This window comes from Mesorhizobium sp. M0048 (assembly GCF_040323405.1).
In the GTDB taxonomy this organism is placed as follows: domain Bacteria; phylum Pseudomonadota; class Alphaproteobacteria; order Rhizobiales; family Rhizobiaceae; genus Mesorhizobium.
In genome coordinates, this window is sequence record NZ_JAMYUV010000022.1 from 1 (window position 1) to 14,933 (window position 14,933).

Annotated in this window: 14 protein-coding genes; 8 read left to right on the forward strand and 6 right to left on the reverse strand. The window is 61.6% G+C overall.

From position 1 onward, the window contains the following. Nucleotides 1–336: 336 nt before the first annotated feature. The 3 genes from NKJ84_RS18745 to NKJ84_RS18755 all read left to right on the forward strand — a co-directional run bounded on the left by NKJ84_RS18745 (nucleotide 337) and on the right by NKJ84_RS18755 (nucleotide 2,319). Nucleotides 337–585, forward strand: a complete 249-nt coding sequence (locus NKJ84_RS18745) for a plasmid stabilization protein (protein ID WP_352507764.1) — start codon at nucleotides 337–339, stop codon at nucleotides 583–585. Beyond that, the gene (locus tag NKJ84_RS18750) at nucleotides 582–995 is read left to right on the forward strand and encodes a type II toxin-antitoxin system VapC family toxin (RefSeq protein ID WP_352507679.1); all 414 of its coding nucleotides are present in this window, start codon (nucleotides 582–584) and stop codon (nucleotides 993–995) included. The genes NKJ84_RS18745 and NKJ84_RS18750 overlap by 4 nt, the downstream gene beginning before the upstream one ends. 244 nt (nucleotides 996–1,239) lie before the next feature. Then, nucleotides 1,240–2,319: an AI-2E family transporter gene (locus NKJ84_RS18755; protein WP_352507680.1), complete on the forward strand. Its 1,080-nt coding sequence runs from the start codon at nucleotides 1,240–1,242 to the stop codon at nucleotides 2,317–2,319. Between the two features lie 145 nt (nucleotides 2,320–2,464). On the opposite strand, the gene NKJ84_RS18760 is transcribed toward NKJ84_RS18755, so the two are convergent. Beyond that, nucleotides 2,465–3,457 carry a Tim44 domain-containing protein gene (locus tag NKJ84_RS18760; RefSeq protein WP_352507681.1) on the reverse strand — a complete coding sequence of 331 codons (993 nt, stop codon included), beginning with the start codon at nucleotides 3,455–3,457 and terminating at the stop codon, nucleotides 2,465–2,467. A gap of 363 nt (nucleotides 3,458–3,820) precedes the next feature. Here NKJ84_RS18760 and NKJ84_RS18765 point away from each other — a divergent pair, with 363 nt between their 5' ends. The 5 genes from NKJ84_RS18765 (at nucleotide 3,821) to NKJ84_RS18785 (ending at nucleotide 8,697) form a co-directional block, all read left to right on the forward strand. Further along, the gene (locus NKJ84_RS18765; protein WP_502895628.1) at nucleotides 3,821–4,540 is read left to right on the forward strand and encodes a FadR/GntR family transcriptional regulator; all 720 of its coding nucleotides are present in this window, start codon (nucleotides 3,821–3,823) and stop codon (nucleotides 4,538–4,540) included. A 12-nt stretch (nucleotides 4,541–4,552) separates the two neighbouring features. Further along, a complete protein-coding gene (locus NKJ84_RS18770; RefSeq protein ID WP_352507682.1) occupies nucleotides 4,553–5,758 on the forward strand; it encodes a mandelate racemase/muconate lactonizing enzyme family protein in 1,206 nt (401 codons plus the stop codon). A 39-nt stretch (nucleotides 5,759–5,797) separates the two neighbouring features. Further along, a complete protein-coding gene (locus NKJ84_RS18775) occupies nucleotides 5,798–6,781 on the forward strand; it encodes a sugar ABC transporter substrate-binding protein (protein WP_352507683.1) in 984 nt (327 codons plus the stop codon). Between the two features lie 201 nt (nucleotides 6,782–6,982). Next, nucleotides 6,983–7,963: an ABC transporter permease gene (locus tag NKJ84_RS18780; RefSeq protein ID WP_023678771.1), complete on the forward strand. Its 981-nt coding sequence runs from the start codon at nucleotides 6,983–6,985 to the stop codon at nucleotides 7,961–7,963. A 2-nt stretch (nucleotides 7,964–7,965) separates the two neighbouring features. After that, nucleotides 7,966–8,697 carry an ATP-binding cassette domain-containing protein gene (locus NKJ84_RS18785; protein ID WP_352507684.1) on the forward strand — a complete coding sequence of 244 codons (732 nt, stop codon included), beginning with the start codon at nucleotides 7,966–7,968 and terminating at the stop codon, nucleotides 8,695–8,697. Nucleotides 8,698–8,748: 51 nt separating this feature from the next. On the opposite strand, the gene NKJ84_RS18790 is transcribed toward NKJ84_RS18785, so the two are convergent. The 5 genes from NKJ84_RS18790 to NKJ84_RS18810 form a co-directional block, all read right to left on the reverse strand. Then, nucleotides 8,749–9,747, reverse strand: coding sequence for a sugar-binding transcriptional regulator (locus tag NKJ84_RS18790; protein ID WP_352507685.1), 999 nt, complete (start codon nucleotides 9,745–9,747; stop codon nucleotides 8,749–8,751). Between the two features lie 99 nt (nucleotides 9,748–9,846). After that, nucleotides 9,847–10,902, reverse strand: coding sequence for a hypothetical protein (locus tag NKJ84_RS18795; protein WP_352507686.1), 1,056 nt, complete (start codon nucleotides 10,900–10,902; stop codon nucleotides 9,847–9,849). Then, nucleotides 10,903–11,985, reverse strand: coding sequence for an ABC transporter ATP-binding protein (locus NKJ84_RS18800; protein ID WP_352507687.1), 1,083 nt, complete (start codon nucleotides 11,983–11,985; stop codon nucleotides 10,903–10,905). Nucleotides 11,986–12,062: 77 nt separating this feature from the next. Next, nucleotides 12,063–13,388 carry an iron-containing alcohol dehydrogenase gene (locus tag NKJ84_RS18805; RefSeq protein ID WP_352507688.1) on the reverse strand — a complete coding sequence of 442 codons (1,326 nt, stop codon included), beginning with the start codon at nucleotides 13,386–13,388 and terminating at the stop codon, nucleotides 12,063–12,065. Continuing rightward, a complete protein-coding gene (locus NKJ84_RS18810) occupies nucleotides 13,381–14,907 on the reverse strand; it encodes a xylulokinase (protein WP_352507689.1) in 1,527 nt (508 codons plus the stop codon). The genes NKJ84_RS18805 and NKJ84_RS18810 overlap by 8 nt, the downstream gene beginning before the upstream one ends. Between the last annotated feature and the right edge of the window lie 26 nt (nucleotides 14,908–14,933).

Here is a 14,933-nt window from a genome sequence, read left to right on the forward strand (position 1 = left end):
TCCGATGATCTGCTCTTCAGAGAAGCGGCTACGTTTCATGTCCTGGTCCTCTCGATGGGCCAGAACGAACTTCAAACCGGATTAGATCAGAGGGGCAAGGTCAAACTCGATCCGGCCGGCTCAGTCGCCGCATTCTTGGCTGACGGGACGAAGCACAACGCTATTGCGCGCCTCCATCAATCGGGTCGCCATGTTCGGCCTGACATTTTATCTTCTGTTTTATTTTCTCCGCGACCGCCAACATGCCCTGCAAAGATTGGCTTTGACATCAAGCCATCAGCAGCCGTCTTGCTAGCAGAGCGGATGAGCCTATATAACAGTGCCAAGGAGTCCGATATGGCCGAACCGCAACTCTCAGTCCGCAGCGCTAAGGCGCGTGATCTTGCACACCGGCTTGCCCGCCGTGAAAACCGCTCGATTGCGGACGTGGTCGAGCGCGCCCTCGAATCCTACGAGGTCCGCGAGGCCGGTCGCGAGCCTGCTTCTGCCTTCTATCTGCGTCTTTCAGCGCAATCCGGCACAGACATCGACCTTGAGGCGGTGATCCGTGAGAGTCGCCGGCCGAATCGAGGCGTCGAGCTTTGATCTTCGTCGATACCAACGTCGTTTCCGAAACGTTGAAAAAGACCCCAGACGAGGCAGTCATTGCCTGGCTGATCCGATACGATGCCGAACTCGCGCTTCCAACCGTGACGATTGCCGAGATCGCCTTCGGCATCCAGAAGATAAGACCGGATCAACGTGCCGAACGGCTGGACCAAGGGTTGGCCGACTGGCGCCGGCGTTTCGCAGACCGCATCTTCGGTCTGACAGAAGAAGCTGCGCTGGTTTATGGGGAAATTATGGGTGCTGCTGCTCGCCAGGGACGCGGCATGTCGGCACCCGATGGCATGATCGCGGCGATCGCTCGAGCAAACGGTGGCCGCCTCGCCACGCGCAATCTGACTGACTTCGAGACGGCAGGACTCGTTCTGACATCTCCGTGGGAGTTCTGAGACGTTTTCCTGTCGTCGCTTTTGTTCAAGCCCCATCTGCCAGTCACGAGCTGAAAGGCCGTCAAAGCGCAGGCGAGCGACATCAGGTTCGATTGCATGCCGTCAAAATCCCCTCAAGATCACCTCGAAGCGCCTCCTCGGCAGCCTCGCCGTAAGGCTCCCGCAACCGACGCTGCCCTTTTTTTGAGAAACCAATTAGGCTCGCTGGGCTTGCGAGACACCGAGAGGGGCTGATCTGAAACAGATGCCGGACGTGAAACAATTGAGATTGCTCGGCGTTCTGGCAGCCGCAGCGATCGGTCTATATGTCTGCTATCTGCTTGCGTGGCCTTTTTTGCCGGCGTTGACCTGGGCTCTCGTCCTGGCAGTCATTCTGTCTCCGGCTCATCGTTGGGTTGAGAGACGGGTCGGAAATCGAAACCTGGCAGCGCTGATATCGGTAAGCGTCGCGGCGATTGCCGTCGGGCTGCCGCTTGCACTCGTCGCACAACAGCTCGTTCGCGAGGCGGTAAACGGAGCGACTTATCTGCAGGAGGTCATCCGTGGTTGGGATGCAGACGGCTTCATGTCTGGCTATCCCACGCTTTCGGTCATTGCCCAATGGATCGAGAACCAATTCGATCCGGCCGGCTCCGTCGCAGCATTCGTACAATGGCTGACGGGACAATGCACATCGCTGTTGCGTGGCTCCATCTATCAGGTCGCGATGTTCGGGCTGACATTTTATCTTCTGTTCTATTTTCTGCGTGATCGCCAACATGCCCTGCAAGCCGTTGCGGGCCTTTCGCCCCTGCGCGCTCCGGAGACAGCATACATCTTGTCCCGCTTTGCGGAGACCGTCCATGCAACACTGCTCGGCACCGTGTTCGTCGCCGCCGTCCAGGGAACATTGGGTGGCCTGATGTTCTGGTGGCTCGGCCTGCCGACCCCAGTCTTTTGGGGCCTTGTCATGGGACTTCTTGCCATAGTGCCTGTGCTCGGGGCATTTGTGATCTGGGTGCCCGCAGCGGTCTATCTCGCGCTGGAGGGGGCTTGGGCCAGCGCGGCGATATTGACCGTCTGGGGCGGCGTCATTGTCGGCGGCATCGACAATCTGCTCTATCCGATGCTTGTCGGGAATCGGTTACGCCTCCACACGGTCGTGGCCTTTGTCGGCTCGGTCGGCGGCATTGTCTTGTTTGGGGCATCCGGCCTTGTCCTCGGCCCCGCGGTGATCGCCATCACCATCAGCCTCATTGATGTTCTGAAGAACCGATTGACCGATCGGCCGGAGTCGGCGCCGCCGCGCCCTACCGAGCTACCGCATCAGCCCGTGACGGATTGACCACGAAGACAGGGCTGCTCATGAGTTCCGTGTTCTGACCGCACCGTACTCAAGATCAAGCGGGCGGAAGGGGCGGGCTGGCCCTCGAGCGGTAGCGAGAAACGTGAACAACTCTGGGCCAGACATTTCAATCAAGGCAAGCACATCAGCTCGGCTGCTGTATTGCGGCGAGCTTCCAGTCCCCGCTGTTCTGGCGCATGAAGGTCCACAGTTCGGTTGTCTCGGTCGGCTGATCGGCTTGACCCTCAACGATCTTGCCGCTGCTGCGATCGCGGGTCACGTCGCGAGACTCATAGCGCAAAGCAGCCGTCGCGTAGTCGCGGTCACCCTCCCGCCAACTTTCCGCAATATCGGCTTCCAACAGGCTGACGTCCGACACGTCGTTCCTGACGCCCTTTTTGGCATTGTCGGCAAGTTCCTCGGACAGATAGGACACCATCTCGGGCGTCGCCAACCGGCGCAAAGCAGCATGATCTTCGCGCCCGAATGCCTCCTGAACTTCCGTCAGCCGTTGCTGGAACGTGTCGAGGTCGGTTTGCGTGAGTGTGATCTCATCGGAAGCGTTGGCTTGGCTCGTTCCGCCAAATCCTGACCCGATGCCTGGAATGGGGAAAGCTGTAGCGTTGCTCGGCTCGGGCCCAGCTGCAGCGTTTCGCCCAAAGCTCCCCGTACCCCGCGAGGCACCGGCCGTAGCGGGCGCTGGGTTGTATGCCGATTGCGAGCGGAAAAAGCGGATCGCCAGCATGATCCCGCCGCCGATCAGCAGTACTTGGAGCAAAAGACCCAACATGCCGGCCAAGCCGCCGAACCCATGGCCCAGAAGAACGCCGATCAAACCGCCGAGGAGCAGCCCACGCATCATCGATCCGCCGAGGCCGTTGAAGAAGCCTGGGCGCTGGAATGCCTGCGGCTGACGGGCCGCATTGTTCGTTGCCGCACTAGGCGTCATCGAGCGCTCGACCGGTGCGGCCGGTTGCGGCGCGACTCTGGTCGGCGGGACCGGCTGGAAAGTGCGCATGCCGCGACTGCCGAAGCTGCCGCCACGGCGCGCATCGGCGTGATCCACAGCGACTATGGAAAATGCCAGGAACAATCCGGCGAACAAAACTGCAAACCGTCCCCAACGCGAAATCAGCATAGGCAAATCCTCAAGTGACACTCTGTCCACCCATATGGGGTGCGTCGATCGAAATATCAGTGAATAGTCCGCTGAGATATTTTCCGACGGCATGGTCGGGCGCCCGCCGGGGTTCACGATGAGACTGTCCAGCCTGCCCAAGCGAGATGATTGCCTGTCCGATCATGCAGGCGCGCCGCACCCGGCCGACCGCCGTCTGTCGCATCAAGAGCAGCGGATATGCAAGCGTCGGGTCACCGCTCTCCCGGCGACGATGCCGACGGTCTCCCGGCAATGACTTGAGCTTGACATACAGCTTTTCTAGGTATTATCAACACATCTGCAAAACCTGCCATACAGGTTTGCCTCTGAACTGGAGATCGCGTGAGCACGGTGGTAGCCGCAAAACATTCCGACGCAGCGAGCCTGGTCAGCAATACGATCGGCGAAATCACGCGCCACATCCGCACGCATGAACTCGGACCAGGCGACCGGCTGCCCAGCGAGGCCGCGCTTTCGAGGCAATTGAGCGTCTCGCGTACTGTGGTGCGCGAGGCCTTCAGCTCGCTCGCCGCGATGCGGCTTATCGACCTCAGGGCAGGCAGGCGGGCTACCGTCGCCGAGCTGGACTATGGCGCCATGTCGCTGGTGATCGAGCATGGTGTCCACACCGAGCAGATCACGGTGCAGCAAATCTACGACGTGCGCCGCACGATCGAGACCCGCACCGCCATGCTGGCGGCTTTGCGCAGAACCGCCGACGAAGTGGAAAGGATCAGGGCGCACGCGCTTGCCATGCGCGAGAATTTCCAGCGACCGGAACAGGTCATGGAGCACGATCTCGCCTTTCACCTCGAAATCGCCAAGGCGGCAAAGAATCCGGTTTTTAGCCTCATCGTAGGCGCGTTCGAGCGCGTATCGCGCCAGACCTGGCCGATCGGCTGGCGCAGCCGCCCTTCGGATGCCGAGCAGTTGGAGATGATCCAGATCCATATCGAGCTCGCCGAAGCAATCGAGACCGGTGATCCCCAGTCTGCTCGCGACCTGATGGCGAGGCATTTTGACGAGAGCGTCAAGGCCCTGCTGGCGGCCGGCATCGCCTGAGGACGGGGCGCAATGAAGATCGCTAAACTGGAAACGCTGCGGCTCAAGGAGCGGCCGAACCTTCTCTGGGTCCTGGTTCACACGGACGAAGACCTCGTGGGACTGGGCGAGACCTTCTTCATGGCCGAGACCGTCGAGACCTATTTGCACGAATATGTCGCGCCGCGCGTGATCGGTCGCGACCCCTTGCAGATCGACCTGCTCGCCGCCGATCTTGTCGGCTATCTCGGTTTCCGATCGACGGGCGCGGAAGTCAGGGGCAATTCCGCTTTCGACATCGCGCTTTGGGATCTGTTTGGAAAGGCCACGGGTCAGCCGATCACACAGCTCCTCGGCGGGTTCACCAGGCACGAGATCAGGACCTACAACACCTGTGCCGGACCCGAATACATCAAGAAGGCCACGGGCCAGACGACGGCCAACTACGGGCTCGATAAGCCCGGCGACGCCTATGATGATCTGAACGGCTTCCTTCACCGCGCCGACGAACTGGCGCATTCGTTATTGGAGGAAGGCATCACGGCCATGAAGATCTGGCCGTTCGACATGGCCGCCGAGAAAACGCGCGGCCAGTATATATCGCAGCCCGACTTGAATTCCGCGCTGGCGCCATTCGAGAAAATCCGCAATGCGGTCGGCGACAAGATGGACATCATGGTTGAATTCCATTCAATGTGGCAGCTGCTACCCGCCATCCAGATCGCTCGCGAGCTTGCCCCCTACAAGACCTTCTGGCACGAAGATCCGATTAGGATGGACAGCCTGTCCAGCCTGAAACGCTATGCCGAGGCTTCGCTGGCGCCGATATCGGCTTCGGAGACGCTCGGTTCCCGCTGGGCCTTCCGCGACCTTCTCGAAACTGGAGCGGCCGGTGTCATCATGCTCGATATCAGTTGGTGCGGCGGGCTCTCGGAGGCGCGCAAGATCGCTGCCATGGCTGAGGCATGGCACCTGCCGGTCGCGCCACACGACTGCACCGGTCCAGTGGTGCTCGGCGCATCGACCCACCTGTCGCTGAATGCGCCGAACGCGCTTGTCCAGGAGAGTGTCAGGGCCTTTTACAAGACCTGGTACCGCGACCTTGTGACCGCTTTGCCGCAGGTGAAGAACGGCATGATCACCGTGCCTCCCGGACCGGGCCTCGGCATGGAACTGAACCCGGAAATCGATCGCGCCTTCACGGCGCTTCGACGGGTGACTGACGCATCGACTCTCTGAAAATGAACCTGAAGCAGCTTTCTACGGAGGAGGAGAACCATGAAGAAGCTACTTATCTCGGCAGCCTTGGGAGCAGTACTGGCTGGAGGCTCGGCAATCGGCTCACGCGCACAGGAGCCGATGAACATCGTCTTCACGCATCATTCGTCGGCGTCGAACCCGTTCTGGCAGGCGGTGAAGAAGGGGTTTGACGACGCCTGCGCCAAGATCCAGGCCAATTGCCAGATGGTTTTCACGCAGACCGAAGGCTCGATCGAGCAACAATCGGCCAACATGCAGGCGGCACTCGCGGCAAAACCGGACGCGCTGATCACCTCGATCGTCGACAACAATGCTTTCGACCAGATCATCGCCGACGCCCGCGCTGCCGGCGTCACGGTGATCGCGTCCAACGTCGACGACACCGAGGGTGCAGCCGGCAATGCCCGCCAGGCCTTCATCGGCCAGGGCTTCATTCCCGCCGGCTACGAACTCGGCAAGAAGATGTCCGAGTTCTTCCCCAAGGAAGGCAAGATCAGGGCGCTCGTCGGCGTCTCCGCGCCCGGTCAGAACTGGTCGGAACAGCGCGCTGCCGGTGTCATGAAGTTCCTTGAGGAATACAAGGCCGCGAATGGCGGACGCGAAGTAGTCATCGAACGGCTCGACACCGGCACAGATGGCGCCGTCGTCGCCGATCGTGTTGGCGCCTATCTGTCTGCCCACCCGGACACCACGGTGTATTTCGACACCGGCCTTTGGCATGCCTACGTGGCCCAAGTGCTGATCGATCGCGGCATCGAGCCGGGCAAGGTGCTGATGGGCGGCTTCGATATCGTCTCGGAAGTCCTGCAACAGATGGAAGCGGGTTATATCCAGGTCCAGGTCGACCAGCAGCCCTACATGCAGGGCTTCATGCCGGTGATGGAATCCTATCTCGCCAAGAACGTCGGTTTGCTGCCGGCAGACATCGACACCGGCAAGGGCATCATCGTCAAGGAAGACGTGCCGAAGCTCAAGGAACTGGCCGCAAAAGGCGTGCGGTAGGCGGCGAAGCCGGCGTCCTCTCCTCGTTCTTTACGGGAGGGGGGTAAGGGTGGGGGCAGGCCGCGTGGCCTTTGGGCGTTTTAGCTCCGCCCCTCATCCTGCCACCGCATCTCTCCGTCAAATACGGTAGAAGACAGACTGCCGCCATACCGCTTGTCGATGCGACAAGCCAGCGGAAACAATCCCAAGCCGGAGCGATCGATGAAGCGCTTGATGAAGATCTACCTGGAGAAGCCGGAGCTTGCGGCCGTCGTGTTCCTGCTCCTCCTCCTCCTTGTCTTTCAGATACGCTCGAACGGCGTATTTTTGAACACACAGAACGTGCGCGGAATGCTTGGACTGCTGCCTGAAATGGGGCTGGTCGCGATCGGCGTGACCCTGCTGATGATATGCGGCGAGTTTGATCTTTCCGTGGGCTCGGTCTTTGCGCTGACCCCGATGACGATGGCGGTGATGCTGGCGGCCGGCGTGCCGTTCGCGCCGGCCTTTGCCGCCGGCCTCGCGATCGCCGCCCTGATCGGCTTCTTCAACGGGTTCATAACGATTCGTTTCGCGATACCAAGCTTCATCACCACGCTTGGCATGCTGTTCATCGCGCGTTCGCTGACGGTGGTAATCTCCGGTGGCTTCCCTCCTGTCATTCCGGCCAACGCTCTGCCCAAATGGCTGTTTACGATCTATGTGGGGCCAGGCGACCTCTTTCGGATGTCGTTCTTCTGGTTTGTCGCCGTGGCAATCCTGGCGACGGTCCTTCTGTCGCGCACGAATTTCGGCAACTGGGTGCGCGCCACCGGCGGCTTTCTGCCTGCCGCGCAATCGATGGGCATCCCGACGGCCCGGGTGAAGGTCGCCTGCTTCATGATCTGTTCTGTGCTCGCCGGCTTTGCCGGCACCATTCAGGTGATGCGGCTCGGCGCGCCGCTGCCCTCGATCGGCGAGGGGCTGGAGTTGCAAGCCGTGTCGGCTGCCGTCATCGGTGGCGCCTCGCTGGCTGGCGGCATCGGCACTATCTTCGGCGGCATCATAGGGGCTGCCCTTATCCGTGTCATCGACAACGGACTGGTGCTGAGCCAGGTTGACGCCAACTGGTTCAAGATGGCAATCGGCTTCCTGACGATCTTCGCGGTCGTCGTGAATGCCTGGCTGCGAAAGCGGGGCAGGGCAATGAAGGTGGAGACCTGATCGTGGCGGCACCCATCATCGCGATCAAGGGCCTCCAGAAATGGTATTCCGGCGTCCACGCCTTGAAGAACGTCACTCTGGACATTTATCCAGACGAGGCCCTGGGCCTTGTCGGCGACAACGGCGCCGGCAAATCGACGTTGATCAACATCCTGTCAGGCACCCAAAAGCCCGATGGCGGCGAGATCAGGATCGAAGGTGAACCGGTCCGATTCTCTAACCCGCGCGACGCCATGGGTCGCGGCATCGAGACGATCTACCAGTACAATTCGATGGTGCCGACCATGACCATCGCCCGCAACGTTTTCATCGGACGCGAGCCGGTGAAGGGCTCGGTTTTCGGCATCGGCATCCTGGACCAGAAGCGCATGCGTGATGAAAGTGTCAAGGCGATCGCCGACGTCGATCTGCATCTGAGGTCGCCGGACGCGCTGGTCGGCGAACTGTCGGGCGGCCAGCGCCAAGGCGTGGCGATCGCCCGGGCCATGCACTTCAAGTCGAAAGTCATGATTCTCGACGAGCCGACCAATCATCTTTCGGTGAAGGAGACGCGAAAGGTGATTGGCTTCGTTCGCGCGCTCAAGGCCCAGAACATCACCAGCGTCTTCATCAGCCACAACATGCATCATGTTTTCGAATGCTGCGACCGGGTCGTGGCCATGGCGCGTGGAGAGATCGTTCTCGACAAGCGGATCGGCGAGACTTCGATCGAGGAAATCCACGAGGTTCTGTGACGCGAAGAAGCGATCAGTCGCGAGCCGCTCTGCTGTAGAGGTCAGTCTGCGCTACGGCTTTTGCGCAAGGATCGCCTCAGCGGTTTTCTCGTCGGTGATCAGCACATCGACGACTCCCAGACGCAACACGGCGCGCAGCACCGGAACCTTGTCGAGGCCACCGGAGGGGAGGATCACAGTGTCGATGTCGCGCAGATGTTCCGGCGCGAGGCCGATAACGCGATTGTTCAGCGGGTGATCGACGAGTTGTCCGTCGGCGCCGATCCAGTGGCCGCAAATATCGCCGACGGCTCCCGCTTCGCGGAGCGATTTGAGATCATCATCGCCTACCAGTCCGATCCGAAAGATGGTGGCGTCCTTGTGCACCGCGCCCACCGAAACGAAAGCGGCGTCAACGTCGCGGGCATGGGTGAAGGCGTCTTCCAGAATGGACTGGCGCATAAGCAGATCGCGCGTGGCCTCCGTGTCCGTGAACACCGGTGCTGCGATGTAGAAGCATTCCGCATCGAAAAGCGCCGCGAGCCGCGAAGCGATCTCATAGATGTTGATCGCCGATCCGCGCGTGAGCCCACCAAGCAGGGAAACGACCGACATTCCTTTGACCGGGCGTACGGTCACTGACCGCAGACTAAGCTGGAGCGTCCGTCCCCATCCCACGCCCACCGATATCCCGTCGCGGATTCTGAGCGACAGGGCCTCACCGGCGGCGGCTGCGATGACCTGTGGCACCAGCGCAGGATCGGGTGGTGTCGGAACCACGATTGGATCCGAGACACCATAGGCGTCCCGCAGCCGGTGCTCCAGCTCGATGCAGTTCGCCACCTTCGAATTGATGCGAATCTGAACGATCCCCCGCTGGCGCGCATGCGCCAGCATCCGGTTGACGCGAAGGCGGGTCAGGCCAAGAGACTTGGCAATTTGCGCCTGCGTGAGGTCACCGACGTAAGCAAGCCAGGCGGCGCGCACGAGCAGCCCTTCCTCACGATCAGCCGTGACCGAACTCGTTACAGCTTGGCGGCCGTCGCGCTTCTTTCGTGCGGGTTTCTCCATCAGATCATCCTGTCCACTCCGCGGCAGCGGGTCCAGAGCGGGCTCGGCCGAGCCATGTGCTCATCGATATGAGGCATCAATCGAGTTTCCCCGGCTCCGCTAGCCTCGATGATAGCGGTCGAAGGACAAAACCAGCGGAGCATCGTGACAAACCGCGTCGATGATGGCCCTCGTCAGCGGCAGGCGATCATGGGGAAGTACACCCCGGGCCATCATATTCTTCAAAGTCGGACCAAGGTCCAGCGCCAGTTGCGCTCCCTCGACCGTGTCCGAACTCATATGTTCGCGCTTCGCCACGGAATAGGGCAGGCCGCGGCCAAGCAGGCGCCCCATGCGACCGTTACGGCCCGCCTGGCAGGTCACATAAAGATCGCCGGAGCCTGCCAGCCCCAGCACTGTTTCGATTTTTCCGCCCAGAGCATCGACCAGAATCGCCATCTCCGCGAGAGACTGCGAGAAAAGTGACGAGGCAAGATTGTGCATGAGCGCACCATTGTGCGCCTTGCCGTCGCGCTCCAGCAGTCCGACGGGAGCCCCAACTGCGAGTGTGTAGAAATTCTTGAAAGCAGCGCAGATCTCGACGCCGACGAGATCGGATGACGATCGCGCATGATAGAAAGGCGCGCGCAGAATGCGCGACGCCGCGGCCACCTGGTCGGGATCGTGTCCGGCAACGATCACAGACGTATCGCGCTGTGCCGCCAGTTCGCCGGCAATACACGGTCCGCCGACGGCCATCACCGGGACTGACAAGCCGGTGCGTTGCTCGATCTCGCGGGCAAGCAGATGTGGCAGGATTTCCACGCCTTCGTCGCTTGCGGCAAGTCCTTTCGTAATCATCAGTATCGGCAGGGGCGACTTGATGCTTTCTGCAATTCGCTCGATCGCCCAAGGAATGCCGGCCGACGAGACGCCGAGTACAAGCAGATCGGGTCCATCGTTCATCGCTGCCCCGAATTCGGTCCAGGAACAGGCGGTCACCACATCAGGCAGAGTGATGCTGAGGCGTGGGTGATGACTTGTGCTGGCCACCGAGCCGACGATCTTCTCATCGAGATGGGTCCCGACAAGAGTGATGCGGTTACCAGCGTAAGCGGCCGGAAGCGTCATGGCAGAGCCCATGACGCCGGCGCCGAGGATAACGACCTGGGCCATTCAGGTTCTTCCCTTGTCCAGCCGCTCGCCGCTATCTTGGTCGAACAGGTGGATTCGCTCAGGCGCCGGCTCCAAATGGATCACAGCTCCAGGAGAGGGCTCCATGCGGTCATGCAGCACCGAGCAGATCGCGGTGTTGCCCATGCTGGCAAAGATGTGGATTTCAGGGCCGGTCGGCTCGACAACCGTAATCCTCGCCGGGATGCCGCGCCCGTCGGCCACGGGTCGAAGATGTTCGGGGCGAATGCCGTAGATCACCTTTTGGCCGGGCCGGACCGCAGCCCCTCCTGGAAGTGGGAGGGATAGCTCGTCGGTCCGCACCACCCAGGCGTCGCGCTCGGAAGCCACCTCGCCATGGAACATGTTCATTGCAGGCGAGCCGATGAAAGAGGCGACGAAGAGGTTTGCCGGGCGATCGTAGACATCGAGCGGGCGCCCGATCTGCTCGATATGGCCGTCGCGCATGATGACGATGACATCGGCCATGGTCATGGCCTCGATCTGGTCATGCGTGACATAGACGGTGGTTGTCTTCAGCCGCTGGTGGAGTTCCTTGATTTCGGTGCGCATCTGCACCCGCAGCTTGGCATCGAGGTTGGACAGCGGCTCGTCGAACAGGAACACAGTTGGGTCCCGCACGATGGCGCGGCCCATGGCGACACGCTGCCGCTGGCCGCCCGAAAGCTGGCGAGGGTACCGTTCCAGATAGGGAGTCAGGTTGAGGATCGATGCCGCCCACCCGACCTTCTGTTTGATTTCTTCGTTGGGGCGCTTCTTCAACTGCATGGAAAAGGCCATGTTGTCGAAGACGGTCATGTGCGCATAAAGCGCGTAATTCTGGAAGACCATCGCGATGTTGCGGTCTTTGGGATGAAGCGTGTTGACGACCCTGTCGCCTATGGCGATTTCACCGGACGTGATGGGCTCGAGACCGGCTATCATGCGCAACAGTGTGGACTTGCCGCAGCCGGACGGCCCCAACAGAACGACGAACTGGCCATCCTCGATCGAGAGATCTAGTCCATCGATAATCGAGAGGGCGCCATAGTCCTTCTTTATGTTGCTGATGGTGACAGACGCCATAAATTGCTACCCTTCGATTGCCCTTGCCGGTTGGATCTCATTTTCGCCATGCGAGCCATTGGCGATCGGATGCGCTCTCACCATTCGCTGTCCAGAAATTCTTCCAAGAGTCCTGCATCGGCGGCCAGATTGACAAAGGACCAGCGGCCGCGGATTTCTCGCGAATGGCGAATGGCATCGTGCCAAAGCGCGCGCGGCAGGCCTAGTTCCGCGCCGGTGACCGGCCCCCCCGCAGCCTTCAGTGCTGCCTCCATGCGGGCGACCGGCATTGCCATTGGCCGAACCTCCTGGCGCAGGGCCGGCCAGATTTCCGCGAGTTTCCGGTTGAAGATTTCCGTCTGGCTGGCGTCGAGTGCTGTCTTCCTCATCTCGGCAATGCAAAGTGGTCCAAGCTGCGCTCCATAGCGTGCCAGCATCGCCGCCTCGTCGATGACGGTTGGCTTTGCCTGCGGCGGCTCTTGCATGTCCAGCAGCCGCGCTTGCAGACGCGCCATGACCAGCGAGGCAACCCCGACCTGCTGGCCGTGCGTGGTGCCTGGATGATGTGCTTGCGCGAACATGTCGACCCAATGGGAGATCTGGTGCTCCCCCATGGACCCGGGATGGGAAACGCCAGCAAAGCACACGCCCATCGAGCACAGCGTCAGGACGCGCTGGAGATGCCCGACGGCGGTGATGTCGTGCCTGGCAAGGCCAGGCGCATGGGCCAGCATCTGTTCCTCATCGCCCGCCTGAAGCAGATAAGGCACCTCGGAATAGTAAGTGCCGAACAGCCGATGCGAAGCCCACCAGTCGATCTGGGCGGTGGAGCGGCAGAGGCTGTCGCCAAGCCCGGCGGCGCTGAGCCAACTGGGTGCTGCAGCCGACACGCCAAGGTCCAGGAAGATGCCTCGCGGAGCATGCGAGGGCAGCGAGATCTTGAGCCCTGAAGCCAACGTCACCGACGCTGTCGAGGCGCCATAGCCATTCATCGAGGCCGCCGTGCCGAAGACGGCATAGGGCCGCTGGTCGAGGAAGGTTGCATGCTTGCAGCTGTCGTTGAGGACGCCGGCCCCGACGGCCACGACGCCTTCGGCGTGACGCGTCTTCTCCCTGACCATCTGGATCGTTGCCTCATCGCAGTCGAGGCCGTCAGGCAGCACGATTTCGTCGATTTCGGCGATGGCACGCAGCGCCTTCGCGACGCGCCTGCCCATCACATCGACGGTGTTGATGTCGGAGACCACGGCGATGCGGCTGCCTAGCGCCAGGGGCGCAACGAGATCCCCCTCGCGGCCCTCCGTCGTCTCCAGCAATTCGATTGTCTGGAACGGCAGGACCGCGGCTGCGCCTGTCTTGGGATCTGTCCAGCGTCCTGCGACCACGTCCTCGATCAAGGCGTTCCAGTTGCTCGTTTCAGCCATGATCGGTCTCCATGAAGGCCGCGAGACGCTGGTTCCAGGTTGAAAGCATTGGCCAAAGATCGGCATGGATCGCAAGAAGTTCGGCGTAGAGCGCGGCCCGTTTCGCGTCCGGTTCGAAGGTTTTGGCCGGCTCGCTGGCCATTGCGAGCGACGCTTCGGCGATGGTGGAAAACCAGCCCACGCCCTTTGCCGCCGCCATCGCCGCGCCAAGCGAGGAGGCTTCGACGGTCGTCGAACGCTTTATGGGATGATCGAGCGCATCCGCCAGAATCTGCATCCACAGGTCGGACTTCGCTCCTCCGCCGATGGCTATGAATTGGCCGATGGTCTGGGCGGCCGCTGCGGCGGCCCGCTGACTTGTCGCGGCCTGATGCAGCGCTATACCTTCCAGCACGGCACGATAGATGTCGCCGCGGCTGCTCGAGCCGGACAGCCCGGCAATCACACCACGGGCCGTACTGTCCCAGTGCGGGTCCATGACGCCCTGCCAGTAGGGAAGAAGCATTATGCCGCCTGCGCCGATCGGGCTGGCAGCGGCTTCGGCCTCGAGCGCTGCCAGGCCGCTTGCGCCATGCAGATCGACGCCAAGCATTTCGCGCGCCATCCAGTCGACGAGAAAAGTGCCGGCGCGAAGGCACGTCTCGTAGATATAGCCATCATCGGCGACCGCCGTCTCGGTGCGGAAGGCCTGGTCATGGACGTAGTCCGTGCCAAAGCTGCCGGAGACGACCGCCGTGCCGAGATTGATGTAAGCGCATCGCGGCTGCAACACGCCAGCGCCCGTTCCGGCGCATTGACCGTCGCCGCCGCCGGCGACGATCGGCGTGCCCTCCCGCAGGCCCGTCAGTATGGCGGCTTTCGAAGTCAGTTGGCCCAGAACCGTGCCGGGCTTCGCCAGGTCCGGCATCATTCCCCGCGCGACGCCCGCGGCGTCCAGTATTTCGTTAGACCAGTCCATAGCTCGCATATCGAGTATGCCCATCGGGTCGGCGGATGCGGTGGACGTCACCCACCGGCCGCTCAAGCGAAAGACCAGATAGCCATGGACTTCGGCCATTCGCTCCACGCGGGCAAAAATCTCGGGCTCTTCCTCGCGAAACCAGATCATGCGGTAAAGGCAAGGAATGACGTCCAGCGGCTTGCCGGATATTGCGTGGACGCGTGCCGCGCCGAAACTCTCGCCGAAGCGGCGTGCCTTCTGCCGGGCGCGCTCATCGAGCCAGAGCGTCGCCGGCCCGACCGCCTGGCCCTGCTCGTCGAAAAGGCCGAAGCTTTCGCGCTGGTTGGCAATCGCAAGGGCGGCAATGCGTGCCGGCGAAACTGTTGCTACGACAGCGCGAAGCGCCGTCACCGTCGAGGCCCACCACTCGGCCGGATCCTGCTCGAAATAGCCCGGCCGCGGGTTGGACATTGCAAGCGGTGCACGACCTTCGGCCACGGCCAGCCCATTGCGGTCCCAGGCGATCGCCTTGGTTGCCGAGGTCGAGGAATCGATGCCGATGACGAGATCCGGAACCATTGCCGCCACATTGCCAAAGGGCGAGG